General features: G+C 44.7%; 19 protein-coding genes. 17 read left to right on the top strand and 2 right to left on the bottom strand.

The window, feature by feature from the left end:
• Window positions 1-1,031 precede the first annotated feature (1,031 nt).
• The 13 genes from ffh to ACXLDX_RS06665 all read left to right on the top strand — a co-directional run bounded on the left by ffh (window position 1,032) and on the right by ACXLDX_RS06665 (window position 11,086).
• Window positions 1,032-2,387, top strand: coding sequence for a signal recognition particle protein (gene ffh, locus ACXLDX_RS06605; RefSeq protein WP_457576398.1), 1,356 nt, complete (start codon window positions 1,032-1,034; stop codon window positions 2,385-2,387).
• Window positions 2,388-2,570: 183 nt separating this feature from the next.
• Window positions 2,571-2,819: a 30S ribosomal protein S16 gene (gene rpsP / locus ACXLDX_RS06610; RefSeq protein ID WP_457576399.1), complete on the top strand. Its 249-nt coding sequence runs from the start codon at window positions 2,571-2,573 to the stop codon at window positions 2,817-2,819.
• A 1-nt stretch (window position 2,820) separates the two neighbouring features.
• A complete protein-coding gene (locus tag ACXLDX_RS06615; RefSeq protein ID WP_457576400.1) occupies window positions 2,821-3,051 on the top strand; it encodes a KH domain-containing protein in 231 nt (76 codons plus the stop codon).
• 12 nt (window positions 3,052-3,063) lie between these two features.
• On the top strand, window positions 3,064-3,609 hold the full coding sequence (gene rimM, locus ACXLDX_RS06620) for a ribosome maturation factor RimM (RefSeq protein WP_457576401.1): 546 nt from the start codon (window positions 3,064-3,066) through the stop codon (window positions 3,607-3,609).
• Window positions 3,610-3,702: 93 nt separating this feature from the next.
• Window positions 3,703-4,476 carry a tRNA (guanosine(37)-N1)-methyltransferase TrmD gene (trmD, locus tag ACXLDX_RS06625; RefSeq protein WP_457576402.1) on the top strand — a complete coding sequence of 258 codons (774 nt, stop codon included), beginning with the start codon at window positions 3,703-3,705 and terminating at the stop codon, window positions 4,474-4,476.
• On the top strand, window positions 4,463-5,032 hold the full coding sequence (locus tag ACXLDX_RS06630) for an RNA methyltransferase (RefSeq protein WP_457576403.1): 570 nt from the start codon (window positions 4,463-4,465) through the stop codon (window positions 5,030-5,032). Before trmD ends, ACXLDX_RS06630 begins: the two co-directional genes overlap by 14 nt.
• A gap of 144 nt (window positions 5,033-5,176) precedes the next feature.
• Window positions 5,177-5,530 (top strand): 50S ribosomal protein L19, encoded by a 354-nt coding sequence (gene rplS, locus ACXLDX_RS06635; RefSeq protein WP_457576404.1) that lies wholly within the window; start codon window positions 5,177-5,179, stop codon window positions 5,528-5,530.
• Window positions 5,514-6,239 (top strand): ribonuclease HII, encoded by a 726-nt coding sequence (gene rnhB / locus ACXLDX_RS06640; protein WP_457576405.1) that lies wholly within the window; start codon window positions 5,514-5,516, stop codon window positions 6,237-6,239. The genes rplS and rnhB overlap by 17 nt, the downstream gene beginning before the upstream one ends.
• On the top strand, window positions 6,232-6,600 hold the full coding sequence (locus ACXLDX_RS06645; RefSeq protein ID WP_457576406.1) for a YraN family protein: 369 nt from the start codon (window positions 6,232-6,234) through the stop codon (window positions 6,598-6,600). Before rnhB ends, ACXLDX_RS06645 begins: the two co-directional genes overlap by 8 nt.
• Window positions 6,601-6,917: 317 nt before the next feature.
• A complete protein-coding gene (gene pdxA / locus ACXLDX_RS06650; protein ID WP_457576407.1) occupies window positions 6,918-7,946 on the top strand; it encodes a 4-hydroxythreonine-4-phosphate dehydrogenase PdxA in 1,029 nt (342 codons plus the stop codon).
• Window positions 7,922-8,572 carry a dTMP kinase gene (gene tmk / locus ACXLDX_RS06655; protein WP_457576408.1) on the top strand — a complete coding sequence of 217 codons (651 nt, stop codon included), beginning with the start codon at window positions 7,922-7,924 and terminating at the stop codon, window positions 8,570-8,572. Before pdxA ends, tmk begins: the two co-directional genes overlap by 25 nt.
• Complete coding sequence (locus tag ACXLDX_RS06660) at window positions 8,569-10,269, top strand: tetratricopeptide repeat protein (RefSeq protein ID WP_457576409.1); 1,701 nt, start codon at window positions 8,569-8,571, stop codon at window positions 10,267-10,269. Before tmk ends, ACXLDX_RS06660 begins: the two co-directional genes overlap by 4 nt.
• A complete protein-coding gene (locus ACXLDX_RS06665; RefSeq protein ID WP_457576410.1) occupies window positions 10,262-11,086 on the top strand; it encodes a hypothetical protein in 825 nt (274 codons plus the stop codon). The genes ACXLDX_RS06660 and ACXLDX_RS06665 overlap by 8 nt, the downstream gene beginning before the upstream one ends.
• On the opposite strand, the gene ACXLDX_RS06670 is transcribed toward ACXLDX_RS06665, so the two are convergent.
• A complete protein-coding gene (locus ACXLDX_RS06670) occupies window positions 11,076-12,128 on the bottom strand; it encodes an AMIN domain-containing protein (protein WP_457576411.1) in 1,053 nt (350 codons plus the stop codon). The two genes, ACXLDX_RS06665 and ACXLDX_RS06670, sit on opposite strands and share 11 nt — an antisense overlap.
• Window positions 12,129-12,713: 585 nt before the next feature.
• Here ACXLDX_RS06670 and ACXLDX_RS06675 point away from each other — a divergent pair.
• The 4 genes from ACXLDX_RS06675 (at window position 12,714) to ACXLDX_RS06690 (ending at window position 17,446) form a co-directional block, all read left to right on the top strand.
• A complete protein-coding gene (locus ACXLDX_RS06675) occupies window positions 12,714-15,245 on the top strand; it encodes a TIGR03960 family B12-binding radical SAM protein (RefSeq protein WP_457576412.1) in 2,532 nt (843 codons plus the stop codon).
• Between the two features lie 22 nt (window positions 15,246-15,267).
• Window positions 15,268-16,503, top strand: a complete 1,236-nt coding sequence (locus ACXLDX_RS06680; RefSeq protein WP_457576413.1) for a D-alanyl-D-alanine carboxypeptidase/D-alanyl-D-alanine-endopeptidase — start codon at window positions 15,268-15,270, stop codon at window positions 16,501-16,503.
• Between the two features lie 25 nt (window positions 16,504-16,528).
• Window positions 16,529-16,837, top strand: coding sequence for a hypothetical protein (locus ACXLDX_RS06685; RefSeq protein ID WP_457576414.1), 309 nt, complete (start codon window positions 16,529-16,531; stop codon window positions 16,835-16,837).
• A gap of 186 nt (window positions 16,838-17,023) precedes the next feature.
• Window positions 17,024-17,446, top strand: a complete 423-nt coding sequence (locus ACXLDX_RS06690; protein ID WP_457576415.1) for a DUF2231 domain-containing protein — start codon at window positions 17,024-17,026, stop codon at window positions 17,444-17,446.
• 161 nt (window positions 17,447-17,607) lie between these two features.
• Here ACXLDX_RS06690 and ACXLDX_RS06695 read toward each other — a convergent pair.
• Window positions 17,608-18,165: LysE family translocator (locus ACXLDX_RS06695; RefSeq protein ID WP_457576416.1), on the bottom strand; the 558-nt coding region annotated here is incomplete at its 5' end.

Raw genomic sequence — 18,165 nt, forward strand, 5'->3', positions numbered from 1 at the left:
CTGAAGTCGACATATCAGTTTTATTTATCAAATATTTAAACAACACTCAAGTCAAAAAACAGAGTGAACGGACATTCGTCATTCATTTTCGAGCCTTTAATTATCATTCTCAGGTTTAATTTTTCACCTACGAATTGTTTAGTTTAACTAACTGTATTCTCGGCTTTTTTTCGCACGTTGATTCAAAAGCTATTTTTTAGACTACCTTTATTACATGCAATTATGGCCGTAAATGCACACACAGTAGGATGGACCTTTACGTTAAGGAACGCTGAGCGAACGCTCAATCAACATGACAGGACCCAGGGTATTCCATGAATCCGGAATTTTTAGCGGAATTACAATGAATTTAATTTTACATGTAATTATTATCCAATAATCCAAAATCACAAAAGCTGCTTTACAGTGATAGGCATAAAACACCAGCAGAATTCCAGTCAAAAGCTCCACTAACGAGTTATACGCTCTTTGTGATACAACCACATTTGCCAATGATTCGGGAGAGGATCTGAAAAACTGAATAATATCACGATTCAACAGAATTCAACTGTCACAGTTTCAGGATTGAGAGGAAACTATTTCCGAGTAAACGCAAAAATACGAAAATTAGGTTACAATTACATTACGTTACAAAACAACACCGCACCGAACTGCCGACTTTTATAAAATTTAACGACTATCTTGAAGTTCCCTGCTTGACATAGCTGTCAATACAAAGTATTTTTCTTCTTTTTTGGGTTCAAAATTTAAAGGATTCACTGTGGCTCCGTCGGCAGATAGAAATATATGAAGAGATATTGTCCGTCCAGAACGGATATTTTTTGTCGGGATCAAGGAGCATAAAAAAAAATACCACAGACATATAACTGATATTCCAAAGATAAATTTTTCCGTCAACACAGAGATCGGGTAAAAAGACCATTTCTGGATGACCATTAGATAAAAAATTTCGTTTCTCCGGACAACAGACGAAAAGCTGAAGCACCTGAGCAGTTACAATGATCTCACAAAAACAATTTGCTGTATAAATTATGTTTGAAAATCTAACAGACAGGCTCGAGAGAGTTTTCAAAAAACTCAGAGGGCATGGCAAACTCACGGAAGAAAACATCAAGGACGCAATGCGTGAGGTGCGCGTTGCCCTCCTGGAAGCTGATGTTAACTTCAAGGTCGCCAGAGATTTCGTCACAACTGTAACGGAAAAGGCGATAGGCCGGGAAGTTTCCAAAAGCCTCAGTCCGGGACAGCAGATAATTAAAATTGTTCATGAAGAACTGGTTACTCTTCTCGGAGGCTCGGCCGAACAGATCCGTCTTGACGGCAGACAACCTGTCATTATTATGATGGCCGGCCTGCAGGGCTCAGGTAAAACTACTACTTCCGGAAAACTCGCATCCATGCTGAAAGGCAAGGGAAGAAAACCTTTTCTTGTTCCTGCAGACATCTATCGCCCTGCCGCCATTGAGCAGTTGCAGGTCCTGGGAGATCGGCTGGATATACCTGTATATCCTTCAACTCAGGACGTTAAACCGGTTGATATCTGCAGGCATGCAGTAACTGAAGCTGCGGCACATGGCTATGACACTCTTATCATAGATACTGCGGGCAGGCTCCATGTGGATGAGGAGCTGATGGGGGAATTGAAAGAAATCCAGACAGCTGTTCCTCTCACCGAGATTCTTTTTGTGGCCGATGCCATGACCGGCCAGGATGCGGTTACTGTTGCGGACAAATTCAATCAGGATCTTGAGATTACCGGTGTGGTGCTCACAAAGATGGAGGGTGATGCCCGGGGTGGTGCCGCACTTTCCATTAAGCATGTTACCGGAAAACCGATCAAGTTTGTCGGGGTCGGTGAAGGGTTGGATGCTCTGGAGATTTTTCATCCGGACAGAATTGCTTCCCGTATTCTTGGTATGGGCGACGTTCTCACCCTCATTGAGAAGGCGGAGGCGGTTGTAGACAAAAAAGAAGCAGACCGTCTGGCCAAAAAACTGAAAAAGAACCAGTTTACTCTTGAAGATTTTCTTGACCAGATTCAGCAGATCAAGAAAATGGGGTCACTCGAACAGATTCTCGACATGGTGCCGGGTATTAATAAACTGAAACAGTTAAAAGATGCACCAAAACCTGACGAAAGAGAGCTCATCAAAACTGAAGCAATCATTCGTTCCATGACACTTCAGGAGAGAAAGAACCATAAAATCATCAACACCAGCAGAAGAAAACGTATCGCTGCAGGGTCCGGAACGGCAGTTGCTGATGTAAACAGAGTACTGAAAAGCTATTCTCAGATGCTCAAAATGATGAAAAAAATTCGGGGCAAACCGGGAGCTTTTTCCGGTCGCAAACGAAGAAAATTGCCTAAAGGCATGAAAAGAAGATAATTCCCAGGTAAAACACGATGTCGTTAACATAAGGACAAAATGTGACTCATTTCTTAAATTAACGACATTGAGGTAGAACAGGGCGTAAACGAAGCATGAAAATCTGAAATACAGTTTGGACACCACGTTGAAACAATGATTTTCATATTTAAGTAAGTGTATAACAACCGAGGAGTAACCTCAATGGCAGTTCGTATTCGACTCACACGACTTGGCAAAAAGAAAAAACCCTTTTATCGTATTATCGTTGCAGACAGCGAAGCCAAACGGGACGGAAAGTTTCTTGACATCTTAGGAACATACGATCCACTTCAGGAACCAGCAGAAATTAAAATCAATGAAGAAAAACTGCAGGAATGGCTTGGCCGTGGAGCATTGCCCACAACAACGGTTAAGAGCCTTATTAAAAAAGCAGTAGCTGCCGAGCAGTAATATGCAGGAATTAATCGGGTGTATTGCCAGGTCGCTTGTCGATAGGCCAGAAGAGGTCAAAGTGAACCTTATCGAAGAAGATGACTCGGTAACTATTGAACTGACAGTTGCTCCCGAAGATCTTGGCAAGGTCATCGGGAAACAGGGCAGGACAGCCAGAGCAATGCGCTCCCTCCTTTCTGCCACAGCTGCCAGATTTGATAAACGGTCAAGGCTGGAGATTATCGAGTAAACGGATTTTCAGATGACACAGGAATTTCCTTTTCCCTCACAGGAGTTCATACTCCTTGGAAAAGTTGTAAAAGCTCATGGTATGCGGGGAGAATTCAAAATGATCCCCTTTTCGGGTCAACCCGAGAACCTCCGGGCATACAGAAAGCTGATTCTTGTTGACAAAAAAGGAAAAATGTCCCCTGCCCTTTCAGTCATTTCCACTCGCAACAAGGGCAAAATGGCGATTGTTCATCTGGAATCCATTACTGATCGTACCAGGGCCGAGTATCTGGAAGGTATGGGTGTGCTTCTGGCCAGAAATGAACTTCCCCCACTTAAGGAAGATGAATTTTACTGGCATGAAATCATTGGAAAAAAAGTGAATGACCGGCAAGGTTTTTTCGTAGGTACCGTCACAAGTATCTTTTCCAATGGAAAACAGGACATTCTGGTGATCCAGAACGGTGAAAATGAGATTTTAGTACCGATAACCAGAGATAATATTATTACTGAAAGCAGAGAGGAGCTCACCATTGATCCTCCTCCCGGCCTTCTTGATCTTTACCTGAATCCGTAACGATTTCCTGCTTGTTTTTTTGATAACACGTTGAGATACAGTCATAAACTTTCAATCGAACAAGTTTAACAGAATCAGTGGCCGGCCTTTTTAATGAGATTCGAGATACTTACAATTTTTCCGGATCTTCTTTCTTCCCCCTTGAGGGAAGGAATAGTCAGAAGGGCGTTGGAAAAAGAACTTATTAAGGTAACATTCAGGAATCTCAGGGATTTCACCTTCGATCGACATCATACAACTGACGATCGACCCTACGGTGGTGGAGAAGGGATGGTGATGAAAGCTGAGCCTCTTGCTTTGGCTGTCGAGCAGGTGAAAAAAAAAGACCCCTTGGCGAAAGTTATTCTGTTAAGTCCTCAGGGGGAAACATATGACCAGGTGATCGCAGGGGAATTATCCCTTGAGACATCACTTGTTCTCATCTGTGGGCGCTACGAAGGAGTAGACGAAAGATTCAGGGAACGATTTGTGGACAGGGAAATATCCCTGGGGGATTATATTCTCACTGGAGGTGAGCTGGCTGCCATGGTTCTGGTTGACTCTATAACCCGGCTCCTGCCTGGTGTACTTGGTTGTTCTGATTCTGCTGAAAATGATACCTTCAGCAATGGACTGTTGAAACATCCGCAATACACCAGGCCTCGTGTTTTCATGGAAATGGAAGTCCCTGAAGTTTTACTCTCAGGTGATCATAGTCAAATCAGCGAATTTCGGTTTGCCGAATCAGTCAAAAGAACTGTGGAACGACGCGCTGAATTGATCAGGGGGAAAAAATTCAGCAGGAATGAATTGAAAATTCTAAAGAAATACGATCTTTACGAAAAGGTCAGGACACTGCAACAGGGAAAAACCAGTGTACAGGGGTGAAACAAGTCTGCATATTGCTCTTATTCACCATCCTGTACTGAATAAAAAAGGTGATATTATCGGTTCAGCCGTGACTAATCTTGATCTTCATGATATAGCACGGGTGGCAAGGACATATGGAGTCAGCCGATATTATATTGTAACCCCCTTTCCTGACCAGCAGAACCTGATCAGGGAAATGCTTGACCACTGGCTTACAGGACATGGTGGTCGATATAACCCTGCAAGAAAAGAAGCTTTGCATATTGTCAGGGTGGCTGATAACCTGGAAACAGTGCAGGAAAGTATCCGGAAACGGTTTAACCGGAAACCGCTTCTGGTCTGTACCAGTGCCAGAGAACAGAATTGTCCTGTTTCGTACAGTGAGGTGAGACAGGAAATCAACAAAAAATACCCGGTCATTTTACTGTTTGGGACCGCCCATGGCCTGGCACCGGAACTTTTACAACTGGCTGATCATGTTTTACCACCAATTGCCGGTGCTGCCGATTACAATCATCTTTCGGTGAGGTCAGCCGCATCAATTGTAATCGACAGATTACTTGGAGCAGAATGAGAGCAAAATAAATAGTTAAACCTGAATCCTGCAATTGGCAAGTTTCCCAGGCTTTGGAGTCTCAATGGCACAGACTCTTCATTTTCTGGAGTGCAGGATACAGGTCAAAAGCAAACCCTTACACTTCAACCGAAAAAAGACATTATGAGCACAATAATCGAAAAAATAAATCAGGAACAGATGCGGCAGGATATCCCCGAGTTTCGCCCTGGAGACACAGTAAAAGTACATATCCGCATTATTGAGGGCAACAAGGAAAGGGTCCAGATTTTCCAGGGAGTTGTAATCAAACGCAAACGCGGTTCCATGGATGCGTCCTATACCGTCAGGAAAATCTCCCATGGAGTAGGTGTCGAAAAAACCTTTGCTGTTCACAACCCACGTATTGAAAAAATTGAGGTCGTATCCAGAGGTCGTGTTCGCCGATCCAGACTGTACTACCTCCGTGGACTCAAAGGAAAGGCGGCCAGAATCCGGGAGCGTGGTTATACCCGCTGAATCAACTCCCTGTCTGTCTCCACAGTCGTTCTGCTGTGGAGACAGACTTTTTCTCACCAGTATGACAGACGGTTTCCTTCCTCCCTCTCCTTTCGGTGACGACAACTTCCGCATCGAAAGACTACTCTATTCACGGGGACTGGTTGCTGTTGGTGGATGCGATGAAGTAGGTCGGGGTCCCCTGGCCGGCCCCGTAGTCGCAGCTTGTGTCATACTCCCACCTGATTGCGATCATTCTCTTTTTCAAGACTCAAAAAAAATCAATCATGCAAGACGAAAGGAGTTGAATCAACTTCTTTCTGAAATTGACGCCCGTGTCGGACTTGGTCTTGTCAGCGAAAAAACCATTGACAGGATTAATATTCTCCAAGCTTCACTCCTGGCCATGAAACGGGCAGTGCTTGCCCTCGATACATCCGGCTCAACACCAGATTATCTCCTGATTGACGGAAAATTTCCCGTTCCGATCAATATTCCCCAGGACTGTTATGTCAAGGGTGAATCCAAAAGCGCCTCCATTGCCGCTGCCTCAATTGTCGCCAAAATTCATCGGGACAATCTGATGGAAAAACTGCACAATAGCTATCCTCTCTACAATTTCAAAAAAAACAAAGGGTATCCCACCAGGGAACACAGAAAGGCACTTCTGGCTCATGGACCCTGTCCTGCCCACCGTTTTTCCTTCAAAGGTGTTCACCGCCATGACTGATAGAAGAATCATAACCGGCCGGGCCGGGGAAAAAGAGGCTTCCCGATTTCTTGAAAAGAATGGATATACTGTTCTTGAAAAAAACTACCGCAGAAAATTTGGCGAAATAGATATAATCGCCCGTAAGGATGATTACCTTGTTTTCATTGAAGTGAAAACAAGAACTGGTCACTCCCATGGCGACCCGCTGGAAGCGGTTACAGACAGAAAACAGCGGCAGATCAGCCGGGTCGCCCAATGTTATCTCTCGGAAAAACGACTTCATGATACAGCAGCCAGGTTTGATGTCATTGCGGTTAATATGACAAAGAACTCCACTCCTGAAATAGAGCTGATTGTCAACGCTTTCGACCTCTGTTGATCTGGGATTTGTGTGTACTCGACTGCGATACAGCCTGATTTTTTCAGGTGTATTGATTATAATGAATTCTGATTACTCATGAAACTCAGCCGGATTGGAAATATGCCTGATTAACAGGTCCATGTCATTGCTCACCGGCACCCCAGCTTTTCACGATCTCTTTTGTCCGTATAAGTAGGCTATAGCGAACAAAAGAGACCGTGAAAAACCTGAACACCGGTGACTAAATACACAAAAAACGGGACAGGTTTCACTTTGAAACAGGTGTAAAAACACGGTATTATTAATCCCTTGAATGGATACACGTTATAAATGTCATGAACATCATTGGTATAACAATGGGCTGTCCCGCGGGAATCGGACCGGAAATTATTGTACGATACTTTGAACAACGCAGACCCGATTCCCGGTTCAGGCCGGTTGTCCTCGGTGATCCTGGAATTCTGCAGAAATGCTGTAACGAACTTGACAGCAAACTGCGACCGGTCTTATGGCAGCCAAGTCTTGATATCCCCGAACATGCCATCCCCGTACTGGCACTTTCAAAGCTTCCATCTGACACTCTTGAATGGGGCAGGCCTACACAAAGCACTGCGAAGGCTATGGTTTCCTATATCAAAAAAGGTGTTGAACTTGTTCAAAATTCTCAACTTGACGCAATCTGCACCTGCCCCATCTCCAAAGACGCTCTGCAAAACGCCGGATACACCTGGCCCGGTCATACTGAAATGCTTGCAGATCTTACCGGATCACCCCAATATGCTATGATGATGGCGGGGAAAAAACTGCGGGTCACCCTGGTTACCATTCATTGTGCCCTTAAAGAAGTGCCGGTTCTCCTTTCAATTCATGCTGTTCTAAAGCTTATTCGCCTGACCAGCCAGTCATTAAAGAAGGATTTCGGCATTACTTCCCCCCGTATTGCTGTTGCCGGACTCAACCCCCATAGTGGAGAAAACAGACTTTTCGGAGATGAAGAAGATCTGTTGATTCATCCTGCTATCCTGCAGGCAAAGGAAGAAGGTATTGACGTTAACGGGCCTTTTCCTCCTGATACGATTTTTTTTACCGCGGCCGAACATGGCAATTATGATACAATCATCTGCATGTATCATGATCAGGGACTCATACCGTTCAAACTTCTTCATTTCCATGACGGCGTAAACGTAACCCTCGGCCTCAGTATTGTCCGTACCTCGGTTGACCATGGAACTGCCTATGATATTGCAGGAAAAGGTATTGCCCGTTGCGACAGCCTCATGGAAGCTGTACAATTAGCCTCTGAAATCAGTTCCAACCGAAAAAAATGGTCCACACACTCATGGCAGGATTTTCAAATAAGCTGAAAACAGAAAAAGGATTGCTCATCGTCTTTGAAGGAACAGACGGCACAGGCAAATCGACCCAACTGCAACTGCTCCACACTGCTCTGCGAAAGAAGAATCTCTCTGTTATTGCCACAAGGGAACCAACGAACGGACAGTACGGCGAGCTGATCAGAAAACTCTATCGAAACCGCACGGAATCCTCCAGGGAAGAGGAGCTGGAACTCTTTCTTGCCGATCGGCGCGAACATGTGCACGAGCTCATTCTGCCGGCACTCGAAAGTGGCAAAATAATTCTCTGTGACAGGTATTTTCTTTCCACCGCAGCCTACCAGGGGGTTCTTGGTTTTGACCCTGAAGAAGTACTTGAACGGAACAGTTTCGCCCCTGACCCCGACCTGGCACTGCTTTTTCAGCTCCCTGTTGAAAAGGGAATCGAGAGAATTATCTCTGGAAGAAAAGAAGCTCCAAACGATTTTGAACAGTTGGAAAATCTGCAGAAAACCGCCGGAATATTTGCAAGCCTCAACAGACCGTATATACAAATTATTGACGCTGACGGTTCAATAGAAGAGGTGCACAGTCGGGTTATCAACCATGTATACACCCTGCTTTCCAGATCACCTGGCTTCCAGGATAAATTATGAGCTGTATCTACTCAACACTTATTCTTCTACTCTGCATCCTCCTTGGTGGCTGTACCTTCCCGCGCTCAACTACCTTGCAGCAGCCTGAAGAGGATAACACCGATCTTTCCTGCTCCTACTTCTACTTCCTGTGGGGATCCCACGCGGAAAGCAATGAGCATTACAGGGAAGCTCTGGAAGCGTATCAGAAGGCCCTCATCTGCGACCAGAAAGCCGACTATGTCCAACGCAAACTCCCCGTTCTTCTCCTGAAGATGGGTGAAACCGACAAGGCCATTGACTGGCTTGAAAGAGAAATCAGACAAAACCCCCTCGCCATACAACTCAAACTCTTTCTGGCCAATCTCTATGCCAGACAAAACAAGGCTGACCGGGCCATTCAGCTCTACAACGCGGTTCTGGAAATGGAACCTGACAATGAGGATGTCCAGTTCCGTCTCGCCTTTCTTTACAGTTATAAAAAGGAATACAGTATTGCAGAGGAAAAACTGCGACTTCTGCTGAAAAAAAATGATGAACACTATTTTGCCCATTTTTACCTGGCCCGTACCCTGAAAAGGGAAGGTAAAATCGAGGAAGCCGGTAAAGAATATGAAAAAGCACTGGCTCTCAACTGGTCCAGGGAACTGGCCTTTGAAATTGGTCAGTTTTACGCAGAACAGAACCAGTATGACAACGCCCTGAGAATATACTCTTCCGCCAGCAGAAATGACCCTGACGATGAAAGAGCATCGCTCAGTCGCATTCAGGTTCTTCTCGATATGGGAAGCAACGACAAGGCTCTTAAGGAATTAAAGGAGATACGTAAGCGAAGCAGGGACAAAACACGGATTGATATCATCGCTGCCAAGATTCTTCTGCGAAAAAAAGATTTCCAGGCTGCAGAATCCCTTCTTCTGGACCTCGTCAACAAAACGGAAAAACAGGAGCCGCATTACCTGCTGGCAATGATTTATTTCCAGAATAATAATTTCAGTCTGGCCCTGCATCACCTGCAATCGATAGTACCCTCAAGTGTCATTTTTGAAGAAGCAGTTTACCTGCAGACCCGCATCCTGAGAAAACTGAAAAAACCTGGCGATGCGATAAATCTGCTTGAAAAACATATCTCTTCGTCCAAAAGCCGCAGCCCGCTTTTTTATGCTCTGCTTTCTGTTTTTTACCAGGGACAGAAAAAAAATAATAAAGCACTCTCCCTGCTCGCTCAAGCCGTTCATATTTATCCGGAAAATCCTCAGCTCTTTTTTGAATATGGTCTGCTGCTTGAAAAAAACGGTAAACACCAGCAGGCAATGACCACCATGCAGAAAGTTATTGAGTTGAAACCGGATCATGCGGAAGCCTTGAATTTCATCGGCTACACCTGGGCAGACAGCAATATGCACCTGAAAGAAGCCTTGAAATATATCGAAAAAGCGGCACAGTTAAAACCTGGCAACGGGTATATTCTCGATAGCCTGGGCTGGGTTCATTACCGTCTGGGCAATTTAGAAAAAGCAAAGAAAGAAATACTGAAAGCACTGGAACTGGAACCGGCAGACCCGCACATTTTCGACCACCTGGGAGACATTTACAACTCCCTGAAACAGACTGAAATGGCTGTGAAAACCTGGAAGAAAGCTTATGAGATGTTCAAGGATGAAAAAAAACGAGACCAGGTTAAACAGAAAATCAGGGTACTTGAAAACCGTGAGTAGTCATAGAAAAACAAAAACATCTGCTTTATTCTGTCTTTTCCTCCTTCTGCTTTCGGGATGCGCCCATCACCCGTGGACAACCCCCATCGAAGATGAGCAAAATCTGAAAGCCACCCAGCTCCTTAAATCACTCGATCAAAAAAGCAGATCCTGTGAACAGGCCATTGATGGGGATATTTCCATACTTTATAAAAATCTCTTTGATAAAAAATTGATATCGGGCTATTTCCAGCTTTATTATCCATCTTCCCTCAAATTTATCGTCACCAATCCCTTTGGCCAGACACTGCTGGCCTTTGCAGTTATTGAGAGAAGATTTCAGCTGATCAATACTTTTGAAAGAAGATATATCAAAGGCAACACCTACTCCTACGGCATGCTGCACAATATTCCGCCAATACTGACTCAGGGTACGTGGGATGAATGGTTACGGGGGACAGTACACCTTACCGGGGGAGATATTATCGACCTGAGAAATGACACTGAAAAAAGAGGTCTGTGGATTACGATCCGAAGAAAAAAGGCAGATCATACAGTGGCAGGAGGACTGACCCATCTCCTGGTTGATCCTGAAAAGACTCTTCTTCTTTCACGTATTCTGGAAAACAATCGCGGTAAAATAGTCGGCGAAATTACCTATGGGGACTGGAAAACAATCGGAGACTGCCACCAACCGCAGACAATCGGTATAACCGGATTGGACTATTCAACAGCAATTGACTTGAAACTGAGCAATATTGCCATTGCCGACGGTTTGACCGAAGAAGACTTTCATCTCAAGGCACCGGCGGACTATGTCCGCCAGATCATTCCATAGCAGCTTTTTCTTTATTTGTACCCCCGTCAACGACCACTTCCGCAGGCAGTTCATTGACTATGAGAACAAAAAGATTGTCATTTTTAAAGAACACCTGCTGCAAGTCATAGTCCCTGTCCGGGGCCAGATCTAAAACAACCTGAATCCTGTCTGTCCCCGCCGCCGGATCACTTGTGGTTATTTTCTCAACATATTTCCCCTTGGCCGAAATAGTCCTGTTCACATCCGGCCCCAACTCCATATCCATGAAATCACAAATCACTCTTGGTGTTTCCTTTTCTACCGCTGATACAGATGGAGGATAAAAATCATTGAGACGAAAAATCACCATCTCGCCCTTGTTAGAAGAATCATCAAAAGATATTTCCAGCAACCTGGCTTTACTTTCCCCAATATCTTTTCCAATTTCCGGGGCAGTGCCGGAATTACTACCTGAAATCGCAGCCACTGAAGGTTTTTCTGTCGCATTCAGATTTTTATTGGTTTTATCATCCGAGGGCATAGACGGCCTGACCTTCCGGTCCGGCAATACCGGTTTATCAGCAAATACCGGAGGCACCGGCCTTTCCGATTTTTTAACCTTTTTTTTGACAACAGCAGGCAGGGGACCTACTGTTTGCCTTTCTTCCCCGAGCAGGGTAACTGTCAATGTCTTGTCCTCTTCGGAAAAGAATTTTTCGTACCGGATCTTATTCTTTTTAGTGAGATCAATAACAACCCGGGTCTTTCGGATCGGTTCGGTATGGGCCCCAATACGTATTGCACTGGCAAAAATACCGCTTTCCACTGGAATAACATTTTTCCCCCTGTAGATGCCATTTGGGAAATCTATTACAATTCTCGGGTTGTCACCATATAACTGAAAAATTTTTACTTTTATGGTGTCATCCAGTTTAAAGACAACAGTTTCTTTGTTATTGGATACAGGATTGTAGGTTATGGATTCAAGGGTGACAGTATCACTTTCTCCCGCATTGCAGGATAGAGTTGAAAAAAAATACATACAGACAAAAAGAGGCAGAAGAATGGGAAAATACTTCATAAGAGAATCCTTTTTTATATTATAACGTCTTTATACGCATTCTTTTCAATAGAAGTAATTTCTCACAGGTACCCCATCACGGCCTCTTTTGTCCGCACAGGCAGGCTGTAGCGAATAAAAAACCCTGTAATAATCTGCGGTACGTGGAGACAATTTCAGTTCAGAGGTAATAAAAACATAGAGTTATTAACCCTGTAATAGTTACTTTTAATCTTTTTGATTACATCATCCCGGCTTGAAAAGTCAACCAAATTCCAGTAAATGAAGGAGCTGGCCGGAAAGAAACCTGATTACGCACGATGTAATTGATCAAAGAGGTAACAACTCAGTAATTTTATTACCTCTGAACCAATTGTCGTTTACTTAAGCGATGAGTCCCGTTCCGAACTCGTCCGAGGGACGCCATAAACCCGTCCCTGGGGGCTTGACTGCGGTCGTTCTCGCTGCAGACACCCTTGGCCAAGGTCAGAATGGGATTTTCTTAACCATCTTGTCCTTAAATTAGTGTCTGTCCAGAAATGAGAATTTTTGTTCGAGATAAAGGCGCACGGGAAATTTTACCGCACGATTTAACGGATTTTATCAATGATTAATAAGAAAATACTTCCCCATATTTCCAGACCCGGTCGTTACCTGGGACATGAATATAATTCCAGCATAAAGCCGTGGAATGCGGTTATGACCCGCTGTGCTCTAATTTTTCCGGATTTATATGAAATTGGAATGTCTCACCAGGGATTACAGATACTTTACCACATACTCAACGGTAATGACAAGTTTCTGGCTGAGCGATGTTACTGCCCGGACACCGATGTGGAAAAGCTTATCAGGGAAAAAAATGAGACTGTCACCACCCTTGAATCCGGTCGTCCGCTGATCGAATTTGACATCATCGGTTTTACCCTGCCCTATGAACTCTGCTACACCAATATCCTGACTGTCCTGGATCTCGCAGGATTACCATTTTTCTCCGTCGAAAGAGACGACGACCACCCTGTTATTCTCGCAGGTGGAGCGGGAGCCCTGAACCCTGAGCCAGTGGCCGACTTCTTTGATGCTATCCTGCTGGGTGACGGAGAGGAAGCTGTTCTCGAAATTGCTGAAATCATCGGCAATACTCCACGCAATAAAAGAAACCGAAAAAAACTGCTGGAACGACTGGGGGAAATTGAAGGAGTCTATATTCCCTCTCATTTCAAACCGGTATACAACAAAGCCGGGCATACCGTGGAAATCAAACATCTGCACGGTTCACAACCATATATTTCCCGCCGGATTATTCCTAATCTTGATCATATTGACCATCTCAAGCACCCGATAGTTCCCAACGCCAGGATCGTCCATGACAGACTGGGCATCGAAGTTGCTCGCGGATGTACCCGGGGTTGCCGCTTCTGTCAGGCTGGAATCATCTACAGACCGGTTCGGGAACGTACACCACAGCAGATCAAGGAACTTGCCATTGCGGGTATTGAAGACTCAGGCTTTGAGGAACTTGCACTCCTGTCCCTTTCAACAGGAGATTACTCCTGTCTGGAACAGGCATTGCCGGAACTGATGAACAGGTTCACTGACAGTTTTACCTCTGTCTCAATGCCCTCCTTGCGTGTGGGCACTCTCACCCCGACTATCATGGACCAGATCAAACGGGTCAGGAAAACAGGTTTTACACTGGCCCCTGAAGCTGGGAGTGAGCGATTGCGCCGGGTTATCAATAAAGGTATAAGCGAGGAAGATCTTCTTTCTACCTGCCGGGAAGCCTTTGGACTGGGCTGGAAACTCATCAAACTCTATTTCATGATTGGCCTGCCGACGGAAACGGAAAAAGATCATGAAGAGATTGTGGAACTCGTGAAAAAGGCCAAGCTGGAGCGGGACCGTGGTACAGCCAAAGGGAAAAAACAGATTAATGTGAGTGTCGGTACCTTTGTTCCAAAACCCCACACCCCGTTCCAGTGGGAAAGACAGCTGGCTGTGGAGGAAAGCTACTCCATATTGAAAAGATTGAAAAACAACCTCAGGCTCAAGGGGGTCAATCTCAAATATCACAACCCCGACCTCAGTTTTCTCGAAGGTGTTTTTTCCCGAGGTGACAGACGATTGGCCCGCCTTATCGTAACTGCCTGGAATAACGGAGCCAGACTCGACGGCTGGACAGAACATTTCCAACTTAAAATCTGGCGGAAAGCGGCACAAAAATGTCAGATAGAGCTGGAAGATTACCTGCGTCACCGATCAATGGACGAAGTTCTTCCCTGGCAGCACCTGCATTCCGGAGTCGACCTTGATTTTCTTAAAAACGAACATAAAAAAGCGCTTTCTGAATCATATACACCTGACTGCAGATATCACAGCTGCCAGAAATGTGGCCTTTGTGATTTCAAAACTCTTCTGCCGATTGTCCACAACAGGTCAAAAAAAACGCGGGAATCCGCCCTGCCAATATCTGCCGGTCAGGACAACATGGAGAATGCCAACCACTACCGGTATATTGTCCACTACTCCAAAAGAGGGGAAATCTGTTTTCTCGGCCACCTGGAAATACTTCAAGTCATTTTCAGAGCCCTTCGACGGGCTGATATCAAAACCCATTACAGCAAAGGGTTCAATCCCTCACCCAAAATTTCCTTTGGCCCTGCACTGGCTGTGGGTACTGAAAGTCTTGCTGAATTCTTCATTATGGATCTTGTCGCGCCCCTGGCAGACAGAAAAACCGTTATTAAAAAACTCAATGACAAACTTCCTCCGGGCATCGAAGTGACAGCCATGGAAAAACATCCCGGAAAAATAGCGCAGAAAATTCTGACATCCTACACGATGATCTTACAAAATCCCCTGAGTGACGAAGAAAAAACAAGAATAACCGGTTTTTCAGAGAGTCACTCCTTTTCCATACAAAGGAGCAGAAAGGGAAAAACAACCTCCCTAGATGTCCGCCCAATGATAAGCAAGCTCCAGTGCACAACCCCTGACACCATCGAACTGGAAATGGTTACAATTGCCTCCAGACCTGGAATTAAACCCATTGAAATTCTAACTCATATTATTGGGATTGACAGGGAACGGGCAATGGAAACGGTAATTCTCAAAACCGGTTGGAGGCCAATGAACCATTAAAACTAATCTCTGGATATCTCAGGTGTTTTCCCGGTTTGGAACAGGAAGGTTGCTGTTTCTCCTGGTTTTTCTTCCTGGAAGCTGTTCACTGGCCTATGGTCACCCTCCATGGGTTAAAAATCTCATCCGGAATGGAGGATATGGTTTCGTCAATGGCAAAAATATTTCCGGGTTCAGGGAAAACGACCTCTTTATCCCTGCCTCGACCCTGAAAATCCTCACTTCGCTCGTCGCCCTGGAAACCCTTGGGGATAATTACCGTTTCAAAACATACTTCTTTCTGGACAAAAACAGAGTCCTTTTTATCAAGGGAGGAGGAGACCCATTTCTCATATCGGAAGAAATTAAAATAATCTGCACAAGACTTGTCGACCTTGGCCTTAAAAAAGTCTCCGCGTTAATCCTCGATGACAGCGCTTTCAACCTGGCAAGACCTGCTGACGGCAGCGAAGGTTCCGACAACCCTTATGATGCTCCGAATTCTGCCCTGGCCGTTAACTTTAACAGTCTACCGGTTTTTATCTCCGCAGCCGGTTCTGTCACCAGTGGAGAACAGCAGACGCCCGATCTGCCGATTATGCGAAATCTGCAAGGTAATCTCCCTGCCGGATTTCATCGTATCAATATTGATGCCTTTGCAGACAAATGTAAAATTTCACCCTCACTCCAATACGCCGGCGAACTTTTCATCGCCCAGCTCAGAAAATCGGGGGTTCAGATCAACAATACGATCCATGCCGGAAAATTTCCAGACATAAGCAGTGATAAGATATTATATACTCACTTCTCCTCAAGAAAGTTAACTGATATTGTACGATCCTGCCTGAAATTTTCCAATAATTTCACAGCAAACCAACTTTTTCTTACAAGTGGTGCCTCGGTCTATGGCTATCCGGCCAACTGGCTGAAAGCCAGCCGGCTTGTTCAACACTATGCCCGAAACAGTCTGAACCTGCCACCGGGCAGTTTCAATATAGTTGAAGGATCCGGCCTTTCCAGAAAAAACAGAATCACTCCTGCTGCAATGTTGCAGGTACTCAAACGCTTTTATCCCTATCGTAAACTTCTCAATGAAAATGAGCATATTTACTTAAAAAGTGGTACTCTCACTGATGTTTTTTGCTATGCGGGATATTTTAAAAATGGCTGGAAAAGTAATCCGTTCGTTCTTATGCTCAATCAAACTGCAAACACGAGAAAACAGGTCCTTCAACATTTGGAAAACTCCTTTTCGTCCACGGAAAAATACAGTTATTAATCCTGTGACCAGGTACAGATAGTTAATGAAAAAACGATTCTTTCTTTTTCAGGACAAAATTGAAGCACTTATTTTGAAAAAACGTGCAATATTACAGGGAAACAGGTTAATCCTCCTTGACAGTGATCTCAGCAGCCCGGAACAGACCTTCAAACTGACGCCTGCAGTAAAAGTCCTCTACTGTGAAACATCCCGGATTGACCCATATAAACTGGTGGGTAAATTTATTCCCACTGAGGTCCTGTCGAAAAATGATGTCGATCTCCTTCTCAGCTCTTTTACCTATAAAAACCAATCCTACCGTATTGATATTGGTTTTCTGACTTATATTTGACTCGCCTCCCTACGGTTCATCCGCCGAGGGATTCAGGATCTAGGATTGCACGTATCGTGAGATTTTCAATTGCAGTAATGCATTTACATAAATAATGATTACTATTACCAGTAAATGGCCATTTGTTTCATCTGCACTATATAACTGCCAAAAAAGAACCAATATATCAACGAACTGGAGAAGCTTATGGTTGAAAACATTTATGGATTTCTCGCAAAAGTTGGTTTTACGCACCCACTCCATCCCATGCTGACCCACGTTCCCATGGGAATGATTATAGGAATGGTCACCTTCGCGTTTCTCGGCCTGATCTGGAAAAACAGCCAATTCAACCTGACAGCCTTTTATTGCTCCGTTCTTGCTTTTCTTGGCGTCTTTCCGGTAATTGGAGCAGGCTTACTGGACTGGCTTCAGTTTATGGAAGGAGAATGGAATACATTTATCATAATCAAAATGATCCTGGGAGCAACGTTGATTGTCCTCCTGGGAACCTCCATTATTTTTAAAAGAAAAGGCAAATCACCAAAAACAATTTTTCTGATTTATATTCTCTGCCTTGCATGTGCAGGCGGACTTGGATATTCCGGTGGTGAACTGGTTTACGGGTAATTCCCGAATCGCCCTCAGCTTATGGTCATCTTGAAAAATTTTATTTTCCTTCTAGAACAGGGAAAGGAAAAAGAGCAGCATATTAGCCACCTGTGAGGATTTTTCATTTGTCTGTTATGTAGGGGTATTGGGTGAAAAGACTTATTCATGGTGAACAGAACTCAGTCATGGAGAGCCAGATAAATACCTGCTCCAGCAATAATTGTTCCGGCACCACGGTTCATCCTCCTGACTGACGAAGGAGACCTGAGCAGTTTTCCAGCCGATCCGGCACAGAAAGCCACCAGGATGAGACCACTCATCAACGCGGCCATGGTCAAGAGAGAGGCAAAAAAAACATCCTGTCCATCGAGACTTGTCAGATCAAAAAACGTTGGAAGAAACGCGATATAGAAAAGGATAACCTTGGGGTTGGATGAAGAGATAAGAAACCCTTGCAGAACACCGGTCCATACCTTTTTTCCCCTTTTTTCAAGAGGCGCATGTTGCCTGTCGTCCAGGGGAGAAAACCATAATTTCAGACCGAGAAATACAAGGTAAACAGCCCCTGTATATTTGATAACCATAAAAACTGCTTCATATCGTTCAGCGACTATCGCCAGGCCTAAACATGCAAAAACCAGGTATATCACATCACCCAAGGCCATGCCGAACGCCATACCTCTGCAGGACCGCCAACCGAACGCCAGGGCCCTGCCTGTCAGGGCAAACGTTCCCGG

It is taken from the genome of Desulfomarina sp., from assembly GCF_054039375.1.

Bases quoted from the DNA above. Each gene is read 5' to 3' on its own strand.
- ACXLDX_RS06685 (WP_457576414.1), top strand. From the start codon at position 16,529: ATGAAAAAACGATTCTTTCTTTTTCAGGACAAAATTGAAGCACTTATT.
- ACXLDX_RS06690 (WP_457576415.1), top strand. From the start codon at position 17,024: ATGGTTGAAAACATTTATGGATTTCTCGCAAAAGTTGGTTTTACGCAC.
- pdxA (WP_457576407.1), top strand. From the start codon at position 6,918: ATGAACATCATTGGTATAACAATGGGCTGTCCCGCGGGAATCGGACCG.
- rpsP (WP_457576399.1), top strand. From the start codon at position 2,571: ATGGCAGTTCGTATTCGACTCACACGACTTGGCAAAAAGAAAAAACCC.
- ACXLDX_RS06670 (WP_457576411.1), bottom strand. From the start codon at position 12,128: ATGAAGTATTTTCCCATTCTTCTGCCTCTTTTTGTCTGTATGTATTTT.
- rplS (WP_457576404.1), top strand. From the start codon at position 5,177: ATGAGCACAATAATCGAAAAAATAAATCAGGAACAGATGCGGCAGGAT.
- trmD (WP_457576402.1), top strand. From the start codon at position 3,703: ATGAGATTCGAGATACTTACAATTTTTCCGGATCTTCTTTCTTCCCCC.
- tmk (WP_457576408.1), top strand. From the start codon at position 7,922: ATGGCAGGATTTTCAAATAAGCTGAAAACAGAAAAAGGATTGCTCATC.
- ACXLDX_RS06675 (WP_457576412.1), top strand. From the start codon at position 12,714: ATGATTAATAAGAAAATACTTCCCCATATTTCCAGACCCGGTCGTTAC.
- ACXLDX_RS06615 (WP_457576400.1), top strand. From the start codon at position 2,821: ATGCAGGAATTAATCGGGTGTATTGCCAGGTCGCTTGTCGATAGGCCA.
- rimM (WP_457576401.1), top strand. From the start codon at position 3,064: ATGACACAGGAATTTCCTTTTCCCTCACAGGAGTTCATACTCCTTGGA.
- ACXLDX_RS06645 (WP_457576406.1), top strand. From the start codon at position 6,232: ATGACTGATAGAAGAATCATAACCGGCCGGGCCGGGGAAAAAGAGGCT.
- ACXLDX_RS06660 (WP_457576409.1), top strand. From the start codon at position 8,569: ATGAGCTGTATCTACTCAACACTTATTCTTCTACTCTGCATCCTCCTT.
- ffh (WP_457576398.1), top strand. From the start codon at position 1,032: ATGTTTGAAAATCTAACAGACAGGCTCGAGAGAGTTTTCAAAAAACTC.